The sequence below is a fragment of the Rhizobium sp. S152 genome (assembly GCF_030380735.1).
In the GTDB taxonomy this organism is placed as follows: Bacteria; Pseudomonadota; Alphaproteobacteria; order Rhizobiales; family Rhizobiaceae; genus Rhizobium.
Window position 1 is genome coordinate 243,464 of the sequence record NZ_JAUDRZ010000025.1, and the last position, 20,973, is coordinate 264,436.

Below are 20,973 nucleotides of genomic sequence, written 5' to 3' on the forward strand. Positions count from 1 at the left end.
AAGGGGTGATTCGCTTCGCCGCGGGAGGACATCGCCCAAGTTCGAGTTGCTCCCTCCCGGCTAACGGCCGCGCCCATTCCGAGGCCGCCAGCGGTCTCGAACTGCACGCTTCCGGGAAAAAACTCACCCGGTGGCGCGTAGCAAGCGCCTTACGTCATGCCATGCCCCGTCATCTTTCGAACGTCCGTCGCAAGAATGGCCAAGAAATCACCTCGCCTGCGAAGAGCGCAAGCCAGACGACCATCGGCTGAAGAGGAAGGCGGGTCAAATGATAGGCCCACTGCAACGCCGAAGGCGATGGCCCTCCCAAACTGTCGATCGCATGTTTGATGTTTACCGGAAACACGCACGCGGCGTAGAGCGCGATCCCGATCCCGGCGTAATGTCGTGTCGATGGCCACAGCAGACCGACCGCTCCCGCAAGTTCGCAAATGCCCGTAAGAAGTATGACCATGGAAGCATCGGGAACCCAGCCGGGCGTTATCTTCAGGAATTGATTAGGGAGTACCAAATGGGCCACACCTGCAACAAGGTAGAGGACTGCGAGGCCGGCGCGGACGCGACGACGATGGATTTCGATCAATTTCATGGAAGCCCATACGTCGAACGAGCTCTTTTGGTTTCACGAGCGTTATATACTTGAACCGCTCCATTTGAGACGTCACTCGCCTACCCGATGGAGCCAGCGGAACTTCTCGACCGATCGGCCATTACCTTGAGGCACACCGGAGAAATCGCATGTTTGCCCTCTTGACCATCCTGACCGTCCTCATCGCCGCCATGTTTGTCGGACTGTTCGCCTCGACCTTGCGAGAATTGCGGCACGAGGCCGTCGACATCGATCCGACCGTGGTAGGAAGAAACAGTCGCTGACTCCTTCGAGCTTTGACGCCCGTGGAGGCCGGAAACGCCCCTGTATCATGGGGAAGTCTTTCGGGGCTGCTCTCGGCTGACGGCTTCACGTTTGCGACTTCGCCGCTCCCGCGACTTGGCGGCCGTCCTCGCGGCGCGTAGTTCGTCAAGCGTCGGCTGCCACCATCCACGGAGCCGCTCGTACTCGCCTGGTCGTGCTCGCGCGGGCCACGTATGAACAAGTTCTTCCAGCGTCGCCAGCCGCCATCCCGCCCATACGTATTCATCGTCGGTATCTGAGTGATGCTCGGCGGATTCCTCCGGGTCGACGCTTTCACCGGTGATTTCGGAGACAACGACAATCCCGAAAGCGGTCGTTGCCACAGGCCGACCCAACGGCGGGAGATCGCCTCTCGGCACCGGCAGCCGCCTCTTCCTACGCTCGGATGTTCTGCGCTTCGCCTTCGCCTCCTCTTCGGTGCCCTTGCGGGCCTCGGCGCGTTTCCGCCGCTCTTCGGGTTCGGCCGACATGGCGGCTTTCTCGATTGCCTCCCACCGGTGCTGCAGATCGTCATAGGAGGCGTACGGAACCTCCCAAGCCGTGTCGTCGCCGTTCCATCGGGCGAAAGGGATCTGACGGAGTTCGTCGACGACCGTTCTGGAATACGGCGTCTTGATGCGAAAACCGCGGTCGATGACCTGAAGATATGGGCTGAGGATCGGCTCGAATTGGTAAGCGTCTCGGCCGCGTTCCTCTTCGTAGGGAGTCCTGCGGTCGGCTTCAGAAGCGAGCCACCGGTCAATGCGCCTTCGCGCCATCTTGCCAGGCACCGTCCAGGCCTGAAGTGCCTCCGACCATCTGGCCATCGGGAATGTCTCGCGGAACCTGGCGACCGTCATCCGGTCGAATGCGAAGGAGACCTTCTCCTGCATCGGTTAGACTACGTCGCTTTCTTCGTGGATCTCGTCTGCCATGAAAGGAAAACGGCCGGAAGTCCGTGGGGTTGCGCTACAGGAAGGATTTCTTCAGGAAGGATAGCGCTTTTTGACCACCGGCGCTGGATACCGTGTGTCCGACGGCCGGCTCGACATCCAACTCCACATTGAAACCTGCCGTTCTAAGCTGTGCAGCGGCGAGTGTCGATGCGGCTGCTGGGATTGTGGTATCGGCCTGCCCGTGGACAAGAAGGATTGGCGTGCCCACGCTGGCTGCCGAAATCGGCTGCGGCGCGAGAAGTCCAGCAAATGAAACGAGCGCTCCGATCTTCCATCGACCGGAAGCAACCGCGTCGAGGGCTACAATGGCACCCTGCGAGACTCCAACAAAGGCAATCCTGTCGAGGGCATCGGCGAACCCTTCGCGGCGGACGACGTCATTCATCAGTCCATCGAATGCCCGACGTGCGCGGAGAATCTTTGCCGGGTCGAGCGGGTTTCCCTCTATTGAAAACCACTGGTGGCCGTAACGGTGATGCATCGGAGCATCTGGGGCGACGAAACGCGTGTTTGGCAAGCCGGAGCGCCAAGATGATGCCAGCGGCATGAGCTGGGCGCCGGAGGCTCCGACGCCATGCAAAAATATGATCAGGTGATCGTAAAATGGCATGACGATCCTAGCAGGTTCACAATTGGCCCGACGGCGCTCGACCTCGAGAGAGGGAGCGGCCGTCTCACCCCGTGCGCAAACCTCTCGCAGACGCCGGCGGATGCCGCTGCGAAGGCTTACCTAATAGTGGGGTGGCTCACCTTAGATGGGGTGACGAAAGTGGCTCCGCAAGGAGGCCAGGTCGGCGGTACGCTAGGGGACAGGAGTCCTTCAACCTGTTGAACCGGCTTTGCAAACTTCCCATACATGAGAAAACTCTCAAGGATGGATTGTGATGGTAAGCAGGCTCAGGAGGACCCTGACCGTGCAACAGCGCGCGTCGGCCTTCGAACACACTAACAAGGTTGCGATCGACGTTTCGGAGGAAGAGCGTCGGCTCCTTGAAGAAAAGAGCGAGCGCCTCCGCAAGCTGCGGCTGGCGGCGTCGAGCCCAGGAGAATGAACCAACCGCGAATTAGGTTCGTATCAGGCGCGTTCATCGCGTCGCAGTTTGGAGAACACATGGATCACATCGATATTGGAAACTCGTCGGCGCGCCGACTTAATCAGCGTGGCGCACGGCTACGCGACGCACGCATCGCGAAAGGTTCCAGCCTAGAAGACCTTGCGATCGCAACCGGCCTTACCGAGACTGATCGCTGCGGTCGAGGAGGGTTTCAGCGCTGCCGATAACCACGTCGAGCGCATCGGGCATGTTCTAGGCTAGTCAGAGGAGGCCCGCGAATGCGCTTTTACTTCGATATCAAGTCCGAGGACGGAACGGATCGGGACCTTGATGGAATCGAGCTCCCGTCGTTGGAGGCCGCGAGACACGAGGCGAGGAAGGCAGCACGCGAAATGATCGCGGAAATGGTGCTCGAGAACCAGCGGATCGATGGGATGCGGTTCGAGATATTGAATGAGTGCGGTCAGGTCCTCGCGACGATCGAGTTTAGAGAACTGATCCATTAGTGCTCCGTCTGTCCGATCCTATTGCTTGGCTATGCCGCAAATAAGGTTGAAGACAGCTCTTCGTTCTCATTTGCAACTTCGCCTCTTGGAGGTTGGTAGACCTCTTGAAGCGATAACCTCGCCTCGATCGTCTGCCCCGCAAAATACGGATTCGACTTTCTTGGGTCGGACGGGGCGCCACGCTCCCGTGAATATCGCTCGACATGCTGGCTCACCAGCGTGTCGAGGATCCGTTGGCGAAAGCCAGGCGTCGGAGAACCAAAGAACCGGAAACGTTCCGATCCGACATTCCTCGACGCATTGACGTCCGCGTGCATTCTGTTGCCGCAAAAGCGGCATTGGAATTTCTGGGCCGACCTGTTGCGCTTGTCGGTGTAGCCGCAGCACGAACAGGTCTGACTGGTGTAGGCAGAAGCAACCTTGGTCGCCTCGATGCCGAATTCTTGGCTGATGGCCGCGAGCTTCGTCCTCAGGACGGAGCGACCGCAGTTCTGGATCAGCCTGTTCATCCGCGCCGACATGCCGGGCGCCTGGAAGTTCAGCTTCTCCAGATAGAGCTTCGAAGGGCGGCGGACCTCGATGAGCCGGTTGATGACGCGATTGATCTCGGTGGTGATAAACCCACGGACCTTCGCGACCCACACACAGTAACGCTTCGACGAACGAGACTTCTGCCCCGACCGCTGCACGTGTCTGGCGATTGCCGTCAACGTTCGGTCCATCGCCTGGAGTGCTCGCTGGCCGCGCGCCGTTGGGCTGCTGTCATTCCAATCCTGCCCTTCTTTTCCACTTCAGTCATCGAAGCATACTCCCAGAACAAAAAACGCGGGAACGAGCGGATCGATCGGTACGTCAGCGTACAGAGCCCGTAACTCACTTTGACGGCCGCGCGATAAGTCCCCGCTTGAAGCTAACCTCCTGGCCTCCTACCGGGGCTTCCTGTACTCGCTCATAGAAAATCGCCAGCTCTTTAGGAGTGGTTGCTAGAAGGAGCTGCTGCTTGTCCGCTTGAACATGTGACATCAAGACTTTCCTTCGCAAATATCGTCAACCCACAGTGAAAAAAATCGATCGTCCGCTCTTGTAGAGTCACCGGCCAGCAGCGAGGATGACACTTTCGTGCAGGGCTACAGTGGAAATCTAAGGCGGTGGCCTAGCAAACTGCAGGTGCAAAGCAGTGAATCGGACCACGATCTGTCGCCAGCAGGAGTACACATCTCGATTACCTGAGTGATCAACCAGATAACCAGGCACTCAAGTCTCGTCAAAATCGCGGTAAAAAGCCGAAGGGTAAAAGATGAACGACAAAAATACGGCATGGGCCGATGAGAGTGTCGAATTTTTGGCTGTCAGTTTTGGTTTGGTAGTTGCTGTTCTCACAATGCTCGCTGCGATCCTCTGGACAGCATTGACTTGGCTCTTGTTTTAATTGCCGTTTCCGCCCTCGGATGCCGCTTCAGTCACGCGACCCAGGGGTTGGTCGCTTGCCAGGAATAGCTCCTGGACCACAAGTCGTCATCATGGTCTAAGTTACGTTTGAGCCATTCGTGAAGAATACCCTTTGCAAGAAGGCAAACTTCTTCTGCCGAGCAGATTACAACCGGACCGCCTTCTACGTTCTTGACTGGAGCTCTGGGTGGAGGCAATCTGGCGTCATGCTGGCCTCCTACCATTTTGCGTTGGGAAAGCGTAATCCTATAGCGGGAACCTAGCCCCGGCCCGGTCACGTCGCGCCCGCCGAGGGCGACGTTCGACGATCAGCATCCGAGCCATCCGTAGCGACATCTATTGCCGGCTGGCCGAAATTGGGCCGCTCACGGCAGGAGGAGCGACATGGCGTCTAAGAAATCACGCAAGCCCGCGATCGCGACCGCGCGTTCAGATCACGATCGCCTGACAAAGCTCGCCGAGTCACTCTCGAGCCAAATCCCGGAGTTGTCCGATGAGCTACTGGCAGAACTCGAGCGGGCGCGCGTAGTCGACGATGCAAAGCTCCCGCAAACCGTCGTCCGGATGGGATCGTCACTTCGATACACCAGCGACCTCGGCGAAGATCGTTCGGTGACGCTCGTCTATCCGGGTGAAGCCGATATTGCCAAAGGCAGGATTTCGATCCTGACACCGATCGGCGCTGCGCTCATAGGTTTGTCGGCTGGCCAGTCCATCGATTGGAAGGCCCGCGACGGGCGCGCTCATCGGCTAACCGTTCGGGAGGTTTGGCGCGGATAGCTGTTTTTCGGCTATCCGGATATTGATGTGGAAACGCGCTTTGTCGACACATCCCCACGTTGAACTGCCAAAATCCGAACTGCTTAGTCCGGCCTCGCCGGCGCCGAGCGGAACACAATTCCCGGCCTGCGGCGTCGAGGAAGGCGGACGACCGAATGCCCATAAGACGCAAGCGCCCCGTGGACATCGGAATCGCGACTGCCTTGCGGCACGTCGGGATGCGGGCGGCGTCAGCCAAAGCTTGTCCATGCTGAGCTTGACCAGCGCGTGCTCCAGCAGGCTCGAGTCCTTCAGCGACGAAGGATTCGACGCGTTCTCGACAGCGGCAAGTCCGATCAAATTGGGATTCAAGTCGATGCCGAGCGCTCGGCCCTTCAAAGCACGGACCGGCGCTCGGCCCTTCAAAGCACGGACCGGCGTTCGTCGCTGGTCGCATTTTCTCGCTTAAAGATAATTGTGACGGCAACGCCCTCCCCCGGCGCTGTTTGAACGTCTATCTCGGCCTTTGCATTCTGCCGCACAGACTGGACGATCATCGCGCTGAGCTTGCCCCGTCGCGGCCAGTCATCTTTATTCGAGAGGCCGACACCATTGTCGGAGACCAAAACCCTGCAACCTTCGTCATCAACTGTGCAGCGGACTTTTATGTCACCGCCCTCTCGGCCGACGAAAGCGTATTTCAGGGCGTTGGTAAGCAGTTCATTTATGACAAGCCCGACCGGCATCGCAACATTAACTGAGACGGGCCAAGTGTCGACCTTCATATCGAGCCGGATACCTTCTTCTGCGTGCGCGGCCATGACAGAGGAGGCGATCTGGCTGACATAGGTCCCGAGGTCGACGGTCTCCGTTTCGCTGCCATAGAGTGAACGGTAGAGAATTGAAAGAGCTTCGATACGGCCGGCAAGCCTGTTGAACCGCTCGCGCTCTTCAACGTGCTGGGCGTTGCGGGCTTCCATCCGGATCAATGCCGTGATCATTTGCAGATTGTTTTTTACCCGATGCTGCAGTTCCTTCAGCAACGTGTCCTTTTCCGTCAACGCGTCAGACAGGGAAGCTCCATCACCGACCCCGCTGCGGACGGACATGGCCAGTAGGCGAAAGAGCGGTTGACCGCTGTCATCGACGATGGTGTTCGACCAGGCGTCGACGACGTGGCTTCCGTTGTCAGAAACGACCGTGAACACTCCGAGATATTCTTCACTCTCCAGCAAAGCGTCGGCAAGTTGCAACCCGTCCGAAATGGGCGTCGCGGTGGGTAATACGGACCACGGTTTTCCCTGCAGTTGCTCGCCCAAGATCCCCGTCAGGCGCTCAAATTCTATGTTGCCGTAGACGAGATGCTCGTCCTCCCCGAGTTCAGCCACTGCGACCGCGAAAGGAACGTGGTCGAGAAACTGCCGAAACCGGTCGTCGTCCAGCGCCTGCGCCAGATGAGGAAGGTCGGATACGGTCGCTGGCGTGGGATTCGGTTCTTCTGGATTGGACATCTGCTTCAACCTTCATGGCGATAAGGGTCCTTACCATGGCAGTCAAAGCATCCGCCAGAAGTTTCGCGCGGCTACGAGGTCAGGCGCGTCAGGGCCTCGATAAGCGGTTGGTGCGCGTAAGGTTTGGGAAAAAACACGGCGCGCTCGGGCATTTCCCCGACATCCACGCGTCGCTGGCCCGAGGTGATCACGATTTCGACCGGCGGCCATCGATCCCTCACGATCCACGCCAGCTTCAACCCATCAAGAGAACCGGGCATGTCTATATCGGTGAAAATCGCCCGGACCGTGGAATCGGTCTCGAGCAATCGGAGTGCTTCCTCGGCGTTGCCGGCTTCAATAACACGCAAGTCGCTGTCGCGCAGGTCGTCCGAAACCGTCATTCTGATCAACGGTTCATCTTCGATAACGAGAACAGTCGTCTGTGGCATTCCGGCACCGATCTTTTACGCTCGGCCGAAAAACTCCGAATTTATCAAGTCGTTCCGCCTCGCAAAAGCAAAACACTTCCAGTCATCATTCGACCTGGTCTACCGCCGAAAGACCTAGCCTCACTATCACCGCGACTTGATTGATCCGCGGCCCGGCGGCGCGATTGGCTCGGGGAAGAGCGCAGTGGTGACGACCACTCGCCACTTGCACAGGTTATCCGCGCGGACAGATAGGTCCTACGTCGCTCGTCTAAGGAACCTATCCCGTCAACGTTCGTTCAACGCCTATCTCCTTTGAAAGGCGCAAAACGATGGACGACGGCTCCCCACACACTGGCCAGGCTCACCGCGACGTCTCATTGACGATCAATGGGAAAAGACAAGTCGTCCCGATCCCGCCCTGGACCACCCTTCTTGATCTTTTGAGAGGTCCTCTCAAGCTGACCGGCACGAAGAAGGGGTGCGATCACGGCCAGTGCGGAGCTTGTACTGTTCTCATCGACGGCGAGCGCATCAACAGTTGCCTGAAGTTTGCCGTCACGCTCAAGGGCAGCGAGATCACGACAATCGAAGGCATCGGAAGCCAGGACCATCTTCATCCCATGCAGGCGGCCTTCGTCGAGCACGACGCCTTTCAATGCGGCTATTGCACGCCAGGCCAAATCTGTTCCGCCATCGGCCTTTTGACCGAAGGGCATGCGCATAGCCGCGAGGATATCCGCGAACTTATGAGCGGCAACCTCTGTCGATGCGGCGCCTACACGAATATCGCCGATGCCATCGAGGAGGCACAGCAGGGCTCGGCGTCAGTCTCGTACAAGGAGGCTGCCGAATGAGAGGATTCGATTACGTTCGGGCAGAGACCGTCGGCGACGCGGTAAGGGCGCTTGCGGCCAACCCCACCGCCCAACTTCTGGCCGGGGGCACCAACCTTGTCGATCTGATGAAGTACGATGTCGCGCGACCGTCGGCCCTCATCGACATCAACCGGCTGCCGCTCAGGTCAATAGAAGAAGCGGACGGCGGCGGCCTGAGGATCGGCGCCCTCGTAAGCAATTCGGCCATGGCCTATGACGACAGAATTCGGGATCGGTTTCCACTGCTCTCCAGCGCGATTTTAGCGGGAGCTTCGCCGCAGTTGCGCAACGCGGCGACTGCGGGCGGAAATCTGGGGCAACGTACGAGATGCTACTATTTCTATGATCCTTCAACGCCTTGCAACAAGCGCGAGCCGGGCAGCGGCTGTGCTGCGATCGGCGGCGTAAACCGGATACACGCGATTCTCGGAGCGAGCTCGTCCTGCATCGCCGTCCATCCCTCCGACATGTGCGTCGCGCTGAGTGCCCTTGGCGCGGTTGTCGAAGTCGAGGGTCCGGATGGCGCACGCGACGTCGCGTTTACCGACTTCCATCGCCTGCCGGGCGATAGTCCGGAAAGGGATAACACGCTTCTTCCCGGAGAGATCGTCACGGCAATCCGCCTTTCCAGCAATCACTTTTCGGATACCAGCAGCTACCTCAAGCTCCGCGACAGGATGTCGTACGCCTTTGCGCTAGTCTCGGTCGCGGCCGCGGTCGAGGTCAGCGATGGCGTGATCGTAGACGTCCGAGTCGCGCTCGGCGGCGTCGCTCACAAGCCTTGGCGCGACGAACTCGCAGAGAACGAATTCGCCGGCGAGCCCGCCTCGAAGGACGGATTCGGAAGGCTTGCGGATCGCCTGCTAGTCGGCGCGACCGGACAAGGCGACAACGACTTCAAGATCCCGTTGGCCCGCCGTGCGATCGTTCGCGCGCTGATGCAGGCGGCGGCAGGAAAGCCACAGGTGCAGTCGATCAAGGCTATCCAATAAACAAGGGGGCGATAAGATGAACACCCTTTCCAGAAGCGTCGGCAGCCCTGTCTCGCGCGTAGACGGGCCGCTCAAGGTCAGCGGTCAGGCGAAGTACGCCGCGGAGCATTTCGAACCAGGCATGCTTCATGGATACGTTGTGCTTTCGACGGTCGCGAAAGGCAAGATCGCGACCATCGATGTCACCGCCGCAGAAGGCTGTCCCGGTGTCGTGCGCGTCTACACCCATCTGAACCGACCGAAAGCAGCTTCACGCGACGGCAAATGGCAGGACTCGGTCGCCCCGCCAGGCAGCCCGTTCCGACCGCTTGAGAGCGACGAGATCCAATTCGACGGCCAGCCGATCGCGCTCGTCGTAGCCGACACCTTCGAAAATGCGCGCGACGCAGCCGCCCTCGTCGTCGCAACTTACGAAAGCCTCGAAGCACGCACCGATCTCGCTCAAGAATACCGAAACAGTTACGTCCCGCCCAAGAAACGTTCCGGCATCCCTGCCGCTCCGAAACCTCGTGGAGACGCCGAAAAGGCATATTCGGAGGCCGCCTACAAAGTTTCGGCCGATTTCCGGATGGATGGCGAACACCACAACGCGATGGAGCTGTTCGCTTCAACTGTTTTCTGGGAAGCCAATGGTCAACTGACCATTCATGACAAGACGCAGGGGCCACAAGCCTCGCGGGACTACATTTGCAACGTCTTCGGCCTCGATGCTGACGACGTCACCGTGAAGAACGCCTTCGTCGGCGGCGCCTTCGGCTCCGCGTTGCGCCCGAAATACCAGCTTTTCCTGGCCGTGATGGCGAGCATCGACCTGAAGCGATCGATCAAGGTCGAAATGACGCGACGGGAGATGTTCTACCTGACCTGGAGGCCGTCGACCATCCAGACAGTTTCGCTTGCCGCCGACGAGCATGGCATTCTCCAGGCGGTCATGCACCATGCCGTTCAGGCGACGTCGACATACGAAGATTATCAGGAAGTCGTCGTGAACTGGTCTGGCCTCGCCTACAAGTGCGACAATGCCAAACTGACCTACGAGCTCGCCAAACTCGATCTGTCTACACCGGGCGACATGCGCGCGCCGGGGGCTGCGACCGGAGTTGCCGCACTTGAAGTGGCTATGGACGAGCTTGCCTACGAGGTCGGTATCGATCCTCTGGAACTGCGGATCCGAAACTTCGTGCACCGCGATCAAGACAACGACAAGCAGCTCACCTCTAAAGCGTTGCACTCCTGCTACCGGGAAGGCGCCGACGCCTTCGGATGGTCGAAGCGCGACCCGGCACCGCGCTCGATGCGCGAGGGCAACGACCTGGTGGGCTGGGGAATGGCTACCGGATTCTGGGATGCGATGCTCATGGCGGCCGAAGCGGAGGTTCGTTATTCGGCGGATGGAAAGGTCACGGTTTCGGCGGCCGCTTCAGATATCGGAACTGGCACCTACACTATCCTCGCACAGGTCGCGGCCGACGAGTTCGACGTGCCAGTTGACGATGTAACCGTCCTCATCGGGGATTCCACGCTTCCGACGACCGGCGTCGCGGGTGGATCGTGGACTGCCGCGTCCTCGGGATCCGCGGTAGACGCCGCGTGCAAGGCCGTTCGCAAGACCCTTCTTTCACAGGCCCAGGAAATCGAGAGCTCGCCACTCGCCAAGGCTTCGGTAGAAGAGGTCCGAATCCGTGACGGCCGGCTGGTGCTTGATACGAACAGCCAAATTGGCGTGTCTCTCGCCGATATTCTGGCATCGAAGCAAATGTCTTCCATCAGCGAGGCCGGCAAGGTTGGACCCGATCTAGTGCAGATGATGTCCTTCAAGAGCTATACCCACTCTGCCGTCTTCGTTGAGGTGAAAATTGACGAGGAACTGGGCGTCCTCCGCGTGACACGCGTCGTGAGCGCAATCGCTGCCGGGAAGATCCTCAATCCGAAGACCGCCCGCAGCCAGATTTTAGGCGGCGTGGTGATGGCCTTGGGAATGGCCCTTCATGAAGAGGGAATGATCGACCATCGCACTGGCCGGATCATCAATCACAACCTGGCAGAATACCACATTCCCGCTCATGCCGACATTGAGCGGATCGACGTGATTTTCGTCGACGAGCACGACGACAAGGTCAGCCCCATCGGCGTGAAAGGGCTGGGAGAAATCGGTGTGGTAGGTGTCGCTGCTGCCGTTTCCAATGCCGTCTTCCACGCGACCGGCAAGCGCATTCGCGACTTCCCTATCACCATCGACAAGATCATCATCGATAAGGACGCACTGCAATGAGATCGGAAATTCCTGCGACTCCGCAGCGCTATCATCCCGACGTCGAAACGATCGAAAAGGATGAACCGGAAACCGCCCGCAAGCTCGCGGAGACGATGCTTTCCATTAGCCAGAAAACTTACGACGACAGCGGTCACGCAACACGTGCGGTGCATGCCAAAAGCCACGGGATGCTGGGAGCGCGCGTCGAAGTACTAGACGGTCTCCCGCCGGTCCTGGCTCAGGGGCTTTTCGCCAAGCCCGCGGCCTACGATGCCGTAATTCGGTTCTCCACTACGCCCGGAGACTTTCTGCATGACAGCGTTTCGACGCCGCGCGGCATGGCGCTGAAGATCATCGGTGTCGAAGGTGAAAGGCTTCCAGGCTCGGAGGGTTCGCGCTCGCAGGATTTCGTCATGGTGAATGGAAAAGAGTTCAATTCGCCGAGCGCCAAGGCGTTTCTCGTAAACCTCAAAGGGCTGGCGCTGACGACCGACCGCATGGAGGGCGTCAAGGAAGTAGTGGCGAAGGCCGCGCGCGGCGCCGAAGCCGCGCTTGAGGCTGTCGGCACAGAAAGCGCCTTGCTCAAGTCACTCGGTGGAAACCCAAAGACCCACATTCTTGGTGACAGCTTTTTCGGACAGCTTCCGCTCCGGTACGGCGACTATATAGCCAAGGTCGCGATCGTACCTGTGTCCGATAACTTGAGGGCGCTGGCAGATAAGACATTAGATACGTCAGATGATGAGGATGTGATCCGTCATGCGGTTCAGTCCCATTTCGGATATCAGGGTGGCGTGTGGCATCTCAAGGTGCAACTCTGTTCCGACATCGCTGACATGCCGGTCGAAGGCGTGTCGCCCTGGGACGAGGGAAAAAGCTCCTTCGTGACCGTGGCAGTGATCACGGCGGACCCGCAGCCCACGTGGGATGAAAACCGCTCGCGCATGGTTGACGACGGAATGTCTTTCCGTCCTTGGAACGGTCTTCTGGCGCATCAGCCGCTCGGCAGCATCATGCGCATGCGTAAACTCGCCTACGAGCGGTCCGCGATGTTCAGGTCCGAACGAAATCAGACTCCCGTCAGGGATCCGATCGGCTGCCCCTTTGGCCGGCAAGCGGCCGAGTAGTTTTGCCGGTCGTCGACGTACCGGAATAGGCGATGAAAGGAAATGGGGATGAAAAGCAAGGAACTAGGAGAGACCGATCCGTGGCGAGAACGCAACTTTGTCGTTGTGCTAGAGGATGGCGATGAAGCCTTCGGAGCCATTACCAGGTTCGCGGAGAAGCAAAAGCTCGTCGGCGCATCGCTGACAGCGATCGGTGCGTTCCGCAGCGCTACGCTGGGATTTTTCGACTTCAAGACCAAGAGTTACAAAGAAATTCCCGTCGACTACCAGACCGAAGTGCTGAGCGCCATCGGGGACGTCGCAGTTGGCGACGATGGGAAGGTCAGTCTCCATATGCATGTCGTCCTTGGAATGGAGGATGGTTCGACTAAGGGCGGCCATTTCATCAAGGGCACCGTGCACCCGACGCTCGAGATCATGGTACGCGAGAGCAGTGTGGGCTTTCGACGCAGGAAGCGTGAGGAGCTCGGGATCGCGCTCATAGACGTCTGAGCGCCCCAATAGGCTGAGAAATAGCAAAGCTTAACGCCTTCCCCGGTTTGGAGAGCGCGGGGCCTCCATCGTGGGGCATGGCTCTGAACGTCTCCCGGTGCGGATTAAATGTGAGGAGTGCACGTTCGGTGCAGGCAGGACCCGTGATGGCCGCCGCACAATCAGGGGCGGAGATCCCTACTTGTCCCTAAGAGCGAACGCGACCACCTGATCGCCATTGCGCGACTGCAAGCCGCCGTGCCCCCTGCCGCGATTACAACAAATTGCCGCCCGTCCTATCCGAGATAGGTAAGCGGGGTCGCATTGCGGCCGGCGCTCAGATGGAATTCCCACAACTTCTTTCCGGTCTCGCCATCGAGTGCACGGATATACGTGTCGGTGGTCGCTCCTACAAACACAAGTCCACTCCCGGTCGCGATGCCCTTTCCCATGCTGAAAATCCCCGTGGGTAGGCCGACAGGCATGTGCAGACCGGATGGTCCCATGTCGCGAGACGTGCCTATCCGAATGACCTGTTAGCGACCTGTTTAGCCTGTCACAGGCAGACGGCATACGAAGTCCGAAACGCTGTTTCAGAACTGAACTGCCCCAAGCTTCAACCACACGGTCTCTTAATCCTGACGATCGCCGAAACTTGCCCGACAGCTCGGCTGTTCTACTGTTAATTCAATTGGCTTTTGGAGGAAATTTTACCGTGGACAAAGCGAAGATCTATCATTCAAAACCCTATCGGTCGGAATGGCGACTAGTGTCGTCTTCGAAGGTTATCTCCTATCATCCGACCAAGGCGAGCGCTTATCTCGCTGCGCTGCGCGCAGGTCGAGCAGTTGAACGGGATGGCGGAATTGCCGCTGCTGTTTTGCATGGGGCAAATGGCGACGTCGAACGGAAGAGGAATTTTGGGCTGCGCGGAAGCTCGCTCCTCCGTTGATTGCTTACGTGCCCTTCCAGAGGATGCGTTTTCGAAGTTTGCAGACCATTCCGTGATGGTGGCCCTGGAGGCTCGCAACAAGGCTCCAAGAAGCAGGGGCATTCAGCTTCTGGTTTTCCATTTTGTAGGGGCATTGAATTGGTCGCTACCGGCGGGTCGTGATGAACAGCAGACGTGCACTGCCTCGTGCAAAATCCAATGTCTCGGCTTGTAAATCCGAAAGCGGAGATCCGAATGTACGCAGAACCGTTCTGCCATCCATGGCTCCACGCCGCATTGTGCACCGCACTCTGTCCGCCTCCCCTTGTCAGTGGATCCTGGAGGAAGGCACTTAATCGGCGAAGGCGGTCGTATCAATCGCGAAGCCGCACTCGGATCTTCGCGACGCGATCGCGCGGAAAACGCGGGTCTGAAATCCGTTGACCCCAGCGATTGACTTTTGGTTCCGCCCCTCCTGGTTGCTTATCGAGAAATTGCTCGCCGTTTGGCCTCCGCGCACGCGCAACTCTGCCTGACCTTGATCGCAGACGACAGTTTTTCGAGCGCTGGCCGCACAGGGATCAGGGTCAAATAGCCGGTAGTGATTGTGGAACAATGACACCCGCAGTGGGCTTTTGAAGAAAAACCACCTCTTCGAAGAATTTTTGGAGGTCTTAATGACGGAAGCGACACTGCACCCACAATGGTGGCACCGGTCAACGATCTACCAGATCTATCCGCGCAGCTTTGCCGATAGCAACGGCGACGGAATCGGTGACATTCCAGGAATTATCTCCAAGCTCGAGTACCTAAGGACACTCGGAATCGAGGTCATCTGGTTATCGCCGATCTATGCCTCACCGATGGACGACAACGGTTATGACATCTCCAACTATCAGGACATTGCCCCAGAGTTCGGCACGCTTGCAGATTTCGACCGCCTCGTGGCCGAAGCAAATAGTCGTGGCATAGGGATTGTCCTCGACCTGGTCGTCAACCACACATCGGACGAGCATCCCTGGTTCATTGAGGCCCATAAGTCTGTCGACAATCCCTACCGCGACTTTTACATCTGGCGGAAACCGGCCGAGGATGGAGGACCCCCGAACGGCTTGGCGTCGTCTTTTGGGGGGCCGGCATGGTCGCTGGATCCCGAAAGTGGCGAATATTACCTGCACCTTTTCTCCCGCCGCCAGCCGGACTTGAACTGGGAGAACCCGAAGGTCCGGGCAGAAATCTATAAGATGATGAATTGGTGGCTGAAACGCGGCATTTCCGGTTTCCGGATGGACGTCATCGACTACATTGGCAAGCAGATCGACCAATCTGTCATCACGGACGGTGCCCACCTACACGACTATCTGCAGGAGATGAATCGCGAGACCTTCGGCAGCCGCAATGTTCTGACTGTGGGCGAGACTTGGAGCGCGACACCCGGCTCCGCCCTGCTCTACTCGGGTCGAGACCGAGGCGAACTTTCAATGGTCTTCCAGTTCGAACATGTGACGCAGCAATGGGATGAAGTCTACGGCAAATGGCGATCGAGGCCATTTGATCTCGTCAAGCTAAAGTCTGTCCTCAGCAAGTGGCAGTACGCTCTCTCCGACGACGGTTGGAATTCGCTCTTTTGGGGCAACCACGACCTGCCCAGAGCCGTCTCCAAGTACGGTGACGTCAAGGGTTTTCCGGTTGAATCCGCCAAGATGCTTGCCACCATTCTCCACCTGTTAAAGGGGACGCCTTTCATCTATCAAGGAGAGGAGATCGGCATGACGAATGCACCGTTCAGCAAGATCGAGCAGTACAGAGATATCGAAACGCTGAACATGCACCGCCTCCACTTGGAGGCGGGTCTTGCGCCCGAAGAGTTCATCAAGGGCGCCAACGAGAACGGCCGCGACAATGCCCGGACCCCGATGCAATGGACGTCGGAGGCGAATGCCGGCTTTACCGCTGGCATCCCGTGGATTGAGGTCAATGACAATTATACCACCATCAATGCCGAGCGAGCCATCACCGACGAGCATTCCATCTGGAACCACTATCGTCGGCTGATCGCACTCAGGAAGGAGCATTCGGTCATCGTATACGGCCGCTATCAGTCCTACTTGGATCAACACCCGGACGTCTTCGCCTACACGCGTACGCTTGATGACAAGCGCCTCGTTGTCCTCGCGAACTTTTCAGCAAGGTCGATCTCTGTCGATCTGCCGAACGAACTGCAGGTAACGGGGCGTTGTCTGATCAACCACTACGGACCCGTCGATCAACTGCAGGGATGCATCGAACTGAGGCCATACGAGGCATTTGCTGTTTTAGCTGACGCCGATTGAAGCAGCGGAACTAATCCTCTGGACGAAAGTTTGGCAAGAATCCGTGCGTCGTTATGCTCGTGGCCCTCTGACCGCAGGACAACCCATGAGCATGATCGGTTACACGCCGCCTCTCCAAATCAATTCATCGAAGGCCGTTCGGCGCTACCCGGTAGGGGCGGAGCTCATCGGGAATACCGTGTCGTTCCGCGTGTGGGCACCTTCGCAAACTAGTGTTTCGCTTCTGCTCGAAAGTGGACCCGCATACCCGATGAACCGGGAAAATCACGGCTATTTCCGCCTCGACATGGACGGAATTGAAGCTGGCGCCCGTTACCGGTTTCGGCTGGAAGACATTTCCGATTCCTTGGCGGACCCCGCGTCACGCTTCCAGCCGCAAGGACCATCGGGATTTTCAATGGTGATCGACCCAACTCGGTTCGAATGGAGCGATGGGGATTGGCCGGGCATCACACGCGATGGCCAGGTACTTTACGAGATCCACATCGGGACATTCACACCCGAGGGAACCTACCGGTTAGCGGCGGAAAAGCTGCCCTTGCTCAAGGAGATCGGAATTAACTGCCTTGAGGTGATGCCTGTAAACGAGTTCTGCGGCAGCTTCGGCTGGGGATACGACGGCGTCCTGCCCTATGCGCCGACACGGTTATACGGCGAGCCAGATGATCTGCGGTACTTCATTGACACAGCCCATCAACTTGGGATCGGCGTCATCCTCGACGTGGTCTACAACCATTTCGGCGTAGGCGATCGGTTCCGCGACTTTGCGCCGGACTACTTTACTGATCGCTATTGGAACGAATGGGGTAGTTCGATCAATTTCGATGGCGACAATAGCGCCGCTGTGCGCGAATTCTTCGCGAAAAATGCCGCCTACTGGATCGACGAATACCATTTCGACGGACTGCGACTTGACGCCACTCAGGCGCTTTTCGACAAAAGTGACGAACACATTATCGCTGAAATCGCGAGAGAGGCGCGCACCGCGGCGGGCGAAAGGTCGATTTTGCTTGTCGCAGAGAACGAGCCTCAGGAAACACGTCTCGTACGCGGCTTCGACCAATCCGGTTTTGGCCTCGATGCACTTTGGAACGACGATTTCCACCACTCGGCAATGGTCGCTCTGACCGGCAGGAACGAGGCATACTATCATGACCATCTGGGTCCGGCGCAGGAGTTTGTGTCGTCGGCAAAATACGGATATCTGTTTCAGGGCCAGCGTTACGACTGGCAGGACGCTCCGCGTGGCCAGCCGGGCTTCGACCTTACGCCATGCAATTTCGTCCACTTTCTCCAGAACCACGATCAAATCGCCAATTCAGGAACGGGTGTCCGCATGGACAAGCTCGCGTCGCCCGCTCGTGTGCGGGCGCTGACGGCACTGCTCTTGCTAGGGCCGCAAACACCGATGTTATTCCAAGGCCAGGAGTTCGGCGCGTCCAGTCCATTCTATTACTTCGCGGATCAGTCGGGCGACTTGGTTGAGATCGTCCGCAATGGTCGGATCGACTTCTTGAAGCAGTTTCCCAGCCTGAAGAACAAGGACTTCGCCGCATGGATGCCTACCCCTGCTGAGCGCACGACCTTCGAGCGCTCAAAGATCGACTGGTCGGAGCGGGACCTAAATTCTCATGTCGTGGCATTGCATAAAGATCTGCTGGCCCTGCGTTCAGGCATCAAACCGGTCGCCTCCGACGGCAGATCAGTGCATCGCGGGCTGGACGGCAGCGTGTTCAACGGTTCGGCCTTCCTCCTCCGCTTTTTTGCAGATCAACCACACGGTGAGAGGCTGTTGTTAGTCAACCTTGGCGCAGATCTTCCAGTAACCAGCCTTGCAGAGCCTTTGCTATCACCGCCTGCCGGCTGTCAATGGTCGGCTTTGTGGTCGAGCGAAGACATTGTTTATGGCGGCAGTGGCAGACGGCCGACAGATCTTCAAAAACGCTGGACGCTCAGCGCTGATACCAGCCTGCTTCTGGCTCCGCTCCCAGCCGATCGTCACGTAATTCCCGAGTGGGACAGCCTGCATGCGTGGCAGAACGCAATTTCACACAACGACGCGTGATCGATAGCTAGCTTTGGCTAACGTCGCATTGCTCAAATGCTTGGCGAAACATAGGTTGACGAAATGGGTTTTTTTAAATGCGCGGCCGACTGACCTCGGCTCCAACTACTGTAAAACCTCATTGCGAGCCTAAAGCGGAACAATCAACGATGACAATTGTTAAATAGCATCGTGGCGGATGCAGTCCGAGTTCTTCCGTAACGCTAGGCGGAGGGCCATGCTCTCCAAGCTTCCCGCCTTCCGCCGCCCGCCAATATAGCGACCGATGTCTCGAGCGGTCGCAGGAAGATTCGCATCTTCCGGTGCCACCTTCAGTACGAACGTCCTGCTTTTCTGCCGCTTCTACCTGCCAGGAAAGGGCCGCTGTCCGCGGCAAACGCGTTTGTCGTGAATGTCCATCTTGATTGCTATCGAACATTCAATAATGTTTTCAAACGCCACACGCGTAGCCTGTCTAACAATCATCGGCGCTCCAAAAGAAGCAGGTAGACCATGCGTAACAACAAGAGCGATCACGACGAATGCATAGCGCCGCTCAAATGCGTTATAGACATCGACACCTTGTCCGCGCCGCCCGCGGACCAATTTGATCTTTATCGCTCATGGAATGCCAATCTCGGGGATGTCACGCTGCTCCGGGAAAAGTTTAGTTCCTTCCGCGCGCGCCAGCAGATCTGGCGGCTCGGAAGCCTTGCGTTGATGGCCCTGGACTACCGTGGCACCGGTTATCGTCGTCGATGGTCCAACAAGAAAAATCCCCTTTTCGACCACTGGATCCTCAGCGTCCCGCTTACGAAGCCAGCCAATGGCGGTCCGAGTATCTGCGGAAAATTACACTGGCATTGTCTTGCCGCGGCTTACGAGGCAGAATTCGAAGACGATGGCGCCCTTGCACTTCTTCTCCCCCGCGATTTCGCTCTCTCGCAACCTGCCGACCTTGCCATTCGCCCTGAAATGTCGGCCCTGATCGTGGACTACCTCCAGCTTCTGCATCGATCGCTTCCTAATAGAATGGAGCGAGATGCACAACATATTGCTGTGGCGACGACCACATTGCTAGCCGCCTGCCTTGCTCCGTCGCGAGATCACCTCGTTGAGGCCGAAGCACCGATCAACGGTGTGATCATGGCGCGCGCGAAGAAGCTCATCGCGGTGCAGCTCGCCAAGCGCGATCTAACGCCAGAAACGCTATGTCGCGACCTGAACATCTCGCGAACCAGGCTTTATCGGATTTTTGAGTCGAGCGGCGGCATTGCCACATATATCCGCCGGCAGCGCCTGTTGCGCACCAAGGAAATACTCAGCGACAACAGGGACAGGCGCTGCATCTCGCTAATTGCCGAAGAATGGGGCTTTATGGACCCATCGACGTACAGTCGAACCTTCCGTCGCGAATTCGGGATGACGCCGAAGGAAGCTCGCGAGGCCGGGTGGCTTCGGATCAACAGGGGTCGACGCTTCCCGCAAGGAATGTTGCCGAGGGCCTAGCGTGGAACGCTCTGTTGGAGGGATGTATATCACAAAGGGAGATGCGTCGTCTTTAGCGGTACGGCCTACGTGAAAGCGAAGGGACGGACACGGTGTTTCGAGGAAGCAACAGGATCTGCGCGACTTGGTGAAGGGCCGGTTCACCGGTGGGGTCGTGGATGCCTGAACCCTTCACTGCGCGACGCTATGCACGTCGATCCTTTAAAGGTCAAAGATTGGCAGCCTTGCTCAGGCGCCGCGATCGAGAAGAACAACTCGAGAGAGGCGCTAGACTCGAGAAGTCGTCAACGCCGGCGAAGCTATTGAGCACGTTACGGCGAGGCTCTCCGGGACATGTTTTGAAGCTGTCGAAGGATTCGCTGTAATTCGAATTCCGCGATCAGGCGAGCGGCCTCGGCAGGAGGAAGCCATAAGAGCGTCCTCTCATTCCATTCGGGAAACCGTCGTCTACAGCGCCCGACGTCGAGAACGTGAACCTCGACTAGTGCAGGCGTCAGCGCGCCGCCAGCAAGCCGTTTCGTGTAGGTGAAACTGCCAAACGCACGTTTCTTCGCACGGCCGATCACGCCGGCCTCTTCCCAAGCTTCTTGCTCCGCGACTTTGTGAGGCTCCAATCCTTTGATCGGCCAGCCCTTCGGGATCGTCCATCTCTTCGTTTGGCGCGTGGTGATCAGAAGGACTTCGAGTGTGCCGACCGACGTAGCGCGGACGCAGAGAGCACCATATTGCTTGATCTTGTCGCCGTGTTGTACGCCTCGGTGGACTAAGGCACGCATCGATGATTTCTGACTCATCGCAATGAAGTAAGGCGGTATGCGATGGTCGGCAATGAACTTTCCGCATGAAAATTGCGTCTGCACAGTAAGGGGTCGGCGCATGATCTGAAACCTAGCGCC

General features: G+C 58.0%; 21 protein-coding genes. 13 read left to right on the plus strand and 8 right to left on the minus strand.

Annotated features, from left to right (window positions below):
- Positions 1–169: 169 nt before the first annotated feature.
- Complete coding sequence (locus QTL95_RS17745) at positions 170–589, minus strand: DoxX family protein (protein ID WP_289721239.1); 420 nt, start codon at positions 587–589, stop codon at positions 170–172.
- A gap of 149 nt (positions 590–738) precedes the next feature.
- Between QTL95_RS17745 and QTL95_RS17750 the strand changes: the two genes are divergently transcribed.
- A complete protein-coding gene (locus QTL95_RS17750) occupies positions 739–873 on the plus strand; it encodes a hypothetical protein (protein WP_289721240.1) in 135 nt (44 codons plus the stop codon).
- 45 nt (positions 874–918) lie between these two features.
- On the opposite strand, the gene QTL95_RS17755 is transcribed toward QTL95_RS17750, so the two are convergent.
- Both QTL95_RS17755 and QTL95_RS17760 read right to left on the minus strand, forming a co-directional pair.
- On the minus strand, positions 919–1,785 hold the full coding sequence (locus QTL95_RS17755) for a hypothetical protein (protein WP_289721241.1): 867 nt from the start codon (positions 1,783–1,785) through the stop codon (positions 919–921).
- 76 nt (positions 1,786–1,861) lie between these two features.
- Positions 1,862–2,458 (minus strand): alpha/beta hydrolase, encoded by a 597-nt coding sequence (locus QTL95_RS17760; RefSeq protein WP_289721242.1) that lies wholly within the window; start codon positions 2,456–2,458, stop codon positions 1,862–1,864.
- Positions 2,459–2,732: 274 nt separating this feature from the next.
- Between QTL95_RS17760 and QTL95_RS17765 the strand changes: the two genes are divergently transcribed.
- Both QTL95_RS17765 and QTL95_RS17770 read left to right on the plus strand, forming a co-directional pair.
- Positions 2,733–2,900: a hypothetical protein gene (locus QTL95_RS17765; RefSeq protein WP_289721243.1), complete on the plus strand. Its 168-nt coding sequence runs from the start codon at positions 2,733–2,735 to the stop codon at positions 2,898–2,900.
- Positions 2,901–3,181: 281 nt separating this feature from the next.
- Positions 3,182–3,409 carry a DUF6894 family protein gene (locus QTL95_RS17770; RefSeq protein ID WP_289721244.1) on the plus strand — a complete coding sequence of 76 codons (228 nt, stop codon included), beginning with the start codon at positions 3,182–3,184 and terminating at the stop codon, positions 3,407–3,409.
- Between the two features lie 29 nt (positions 3,410–3,438).
- Here QTL95_RS17770 and QTL95_RS17775 read toward each other — a convergent pair whose 3' ends face one another.
- A complete protein-coding gene (locus tag QTL95_RS17775; RefSeq protein WP_289721245.1) occupies positions 3,439–4,119 on the minus strand; it encodes a transposase in 681 nt (226 codons plus the stop codon).
- A 587-nt stretch (positions 4,120–4,706) separates the two neighbouring features.
- Here QTL95_RS17775 and QTL95_RS17780 point away from each other — a divergent pair.
- Together QTL95_RS17780 and rnk are read left to right on the plus strand one after the other, a co-directional pair.
- A complete protein-coding gene (locus tag QTL95_RS17780; RefSeq protein ID WP_289721246.1) occupies positions 4,707–4,838 on the plus strand; it encodes a hypothetical protein in 132 nt (43 codons plus the stop codon).
- A gap of 404 nt (positions 4,839–5,242) precedes the next feature.
- Entirely contained in the window at positions 5,243–5,638 is a 396-nt protein-coding gene (gene rnk / locus QTL95_RS17785; RefSeq protein ID WP_289721247.1) for a nucleoside diphosphate kinase regulator, read from the plus strand.
- 401 nt (positions 5,639–6,039) lie between these two features.
- Here rnk and QTL95_RS17790 read toward each other — a convergent pair whose 3' ends face one another.
- The gene (locus tag QTL95_RS17790) at positions 6,040–7,128 is read right to left on the minus strand and encodes a sensor histidine kinase (protein ID WP_289721248.1); all 1,089 of its coding nucleotides are present in this window, start codon (positions 7,126–7,128) and stop codon (positions 6,040–6,042) included.
- 71 nt (positions 7,129–7,199) lie between these two features.
- Positions 7,200–7,559 (minus strand): response regulator, encoded by a 360-nt coding sequence (locus tag QTL95_RS17795; protein ID WP_289721249.1) that lies wholly within the window; start codon positions 7,557–7,559, stop codon positions 7,200–7,202.
- Between the two features lie 311 nt (positions 7,560–7,870).
- Here QTL95_RS17795 and QTL95_RS17800 point away from each other — a divergent pair, with 311 nt between their 5' ends.
- The 5 genes from QTL95_RS17800 to QTL95_RS17820 are packed head-to-tail and all read left to right on the plus strand — an operon-like array spanning position 7,871 to position 13,281.
- Positions 7,871–8,395, plus strand: coding sequence for a (2Fe-2S)-binding protein (locus QTL95_RS17800; RefSeq protein ID WP_289721250.1), 525 nt, complete (start codon positions 7,871–7,873; stop codon positions 8,393–8,395).
- On the plus strand, positions 8,392–9,408 hold the full coding sequence (locus QTL95_RS17805; RefSeq protein ID WP_289721251.1) for an FAD binding domain-containing protein: 1,017 nt from the start codon (positions 8,392–8,394) through the stop codon (positions 9,406–9,408). Before QTL95_RS17800 ends, QTL95_RS17805 begins: the two co-directional genes overlap by 4 nt.
- 16 nt (positions 9,409–9,424) lie before the next feature.
- Complete coding sequence (locus QTL95_RS17810; protein ID WP_289721252.1) at positions 9,425–11,680, plus strand: xanthine dehydrogenase family protein molybdopterin-binding subunit; 2,256 nt, start codon at positions 9,425–9,427, stop codon at positions 11,678–11,680.
- The gene (locus QTL95_RS17815; protein WP_289721253.1) at positions 11,677–12,789 is read left to right on the plus strand and encodes a catalase family protein; all 1,113 of its coding nucleotides are present in this window, start codon (positions 11,677–11,679) and stop codon (positions 12,787–12,789) included. Before QTL95_RS17810 ends, QTL95_RS17815 begins: the two co-directional genes overlap by 4 nt.
- A gap of 48 nt (positions 12,790–12,837) precedes the next feature.
- On the plus strand, positions 12,838–13,281 hold the full coding sequence (locus QTL95_RS17820) for a PPC domain-containing DNA-binding protein (RefSeq protein ID WP_289721254.1): 444 nt from the start codon (positions 12,838–12,840) through the stop codon (positions 13,279–13,281).
- 275 nt (positions 13,282–13,556) lie between these two features.
- Here QTL95_RS17820 and QTL95_RS17825 read toward each other — a convergent pair whose 3' ends face one another.
- On the minus strand, positions 13,557–13,766 hold the full coding sequence (locus QTL95_RS17825; RefSeq protein WP_289721255.1) for a hypothetical protein: 210 nt from the start codon (positions 13,764–13,766) through the stop codon (positions 13,557–13,559).
- A 1,102-nt stretch (positions 13,767–14,868) separates the two neighbouring features.
- Between QTL95_RS17825 and QTL95_RS17830 the strand changes: the two genes are divergently transcribed.
- The 3 genes from QTL95_RS17830 (at position 14,869) to QTL95_RS17840 (ending at position 20,077) form a co-directional block, all read left to right on the plus strand.
- Positions 14,869–16,524, plus strand: coding sequence for a glycoside hydrolase family 13 protein (locus QTL95_RS17830; protein ID WP_289721256.1), 1,656 nt, complete (start codon positions 14,869–14,871; stop codon positions 16,522–16,524).
- 85 nt (positions 16,525–16,609) lie between these two features.
- A complete protein-coding gene (gene treZ / locus QTL95_RS17835) occupies positions 16,610–18,589 on the plus strand; it encodes a malto-oligosyltrehalose trehalohydrolase (protein WP_289721257.1) in 1,980 nt (659 codons plus the stop codon).
- A gap of 492 nt (positions 18,590–19,081) precedes the next feature.
- On the plus strand, positions 19,082–20,077 hold the full coding sequence (locus QTL95_RS17840) for a helix-turn-helix domain-containing protein (protein ID WP_289721258.1): 996 nt from the start codon (positions 19,082–19,084) through the stop codon (positions 20,075–20,077).
- 311 nt (positions 20,078–20,388) lie between these two features.
- Here the strand turns inward: QTL95_RS17840 and QTL95_RS17845 are convergent, their stop codons facing one another.
- Complete coding sequence (locus tag QTL95_RS17845) at positions 20,389–20,955, minus strand: NUDIX hydrolase (RefSeq protein WP_289721259.1); 567 nt, start codon at positions 20,953–20,955, stop codon at positions 20,389–20,391.
- Between the last annotated feature and the right edge of the window lie 18 nt (positions 20,956–20,973).

Excerpts from the sequence above, each read along its gene's own strand:
- QTL95_RS17745 (WP_289721239.1), bottom strand. The coding sequence starts at position 589 with ATGAAATTGATCGAAATCCATCGTCGTCGCGTCCGCGCCGGCCTCGCA.
- QTL95_RS17750 (WP_289721240.1), top strand. The coding sequence starts at position 739 with ATGTTTGCCCTCTTGACCATCCTGACCGTCCTCATCGCCGCCATGTTT.
- QTL95_RS17755 (WP_289721241.1), bottom strand. The coding sequence starts at position 1,785 with ATGCAGGAGAAGGTCTCCTTCGCATTCGACCGGATGACGGTCGCCAGG.
- QTL95_RS17760 (WP_289721242.1), bottom strand. The coding sequence starts at position 2,458 with ATGCCATTTTACGATCACCTGATCATATTTTTGCATGGCGTCGGAGCC.
- QTL95_RS17765 (WP_289721243.1), top strand. The coding sequence starts at position 2,733 with ATGGTAAGCAGGCTCAGGAGGACCCTGACCGTGCAACAGCGCGCGTCG.
- QTL95_RS17770 (WP_289721244.1), top strand. The coding sequence starts at position 3,182 with ATGCGCTTTTACTTCGATATCAAGTCCGAGGACGGAACGGATCGGGAC.
- QTL95_RS17780 (WP_289721246.1), top strand. The coding sequence starts at position 4,707 with ATGAACGACAAAAATACGGCATGGGCCGATGAGAGTGTCGAATTTTTG.
- rnk (WP_289721247.1), top strand. The coding sequence starts at position 5,243 with ATGGCGTCTAAGAAATCACGCAAGCCCGCGATCGCGACCGCGCGTTCA.
- QTL95_RS17790 (WP_289721248.1), bottom strand. The coding sequence starts at position 7,128 with ATGTCCAATCCAGAAGAACCGAATCCCACGCCAGCGACCGTATCCGAC.
- QTL95_RS17795 (WP_289721249.1), bottom strand. The coding sequence starts at position 7,559 with ATGCCACAGACGACTGTTCTCGTTATCGAAGATGAACCGTTGATCAGA.
- QTL95_RS17800 (WP_289721250.1), top strand. The coding sequence starts at position 7,871 with ATGGACGACGGCTCCCCACACACTGGCCAGGCTCACCGCGACGTCTCA.
- QTL95_RS17805 (WP_289721251.1), top strand. The coding sequence starts at position 8,392 with ATGAGAGGATTCGATTACGTTCGGGCAGAGACCGTCGGCGACGCGGTA.
- QTL95_RS17810 (WP_289721252.1), top strand. The coding sequence starts at position 9,425 with ATGAACACCCTTTCCAGAAGCGTCGGCAGCCCTGTCTCGCGCGTAGAC.
- QTL95_RS17815 (WP_289721253.1), top strand. The coding sequence starts at position 11,677 with ATGAGATCGGAAATTCCTGCGACTCCGCAGCGCTATCATCCCGACGTC.
- QTL95_RS17820 (WP_289721254.1), top strand. The coding sequence starts at position 12,838 with ATGAAAAGCAAGGAACTAGGAGAGACCGATCCGTGGCGAGAACGCAAC.
- QTL95_RS17825 (WP_289721255.1), bottom strand. The coding sequence starts at position 13,766 with ATGGGACCATCCGGTCTGCACATGCCTGTCGGCCTACCCACGGGGATT.
- QTL95_RS17830 (WP_289721256.1), top strand. The coding sequence starts at position 14,869 with ATGACGGAAGCGACACTGCACCCACAATGGTGGCACCGGTCAACGATC.
- treZ (WP_289721257.1), top strand. The coding sequence starts at position 16,610 with ATGAGCATGATCGGTTACACGCCGCCTCTCCAAATCAATTCATCGAAG.
- QTL95_RS17840 (WP_289721258.1), top strand. The coding sequence starts at position 19,082 with ATGCGTAACAACAAGAGCGATCACGACGAATGCATAGCGCCGCTCAAA.
- QTL95_RS17845 (WP_289721259.1), bottom strand. The coding sequence starts at position 20,955 with ATGCGCCGACCCCTTACTGTGCAGACGCAATTTTCATGCGGAAAGTTC.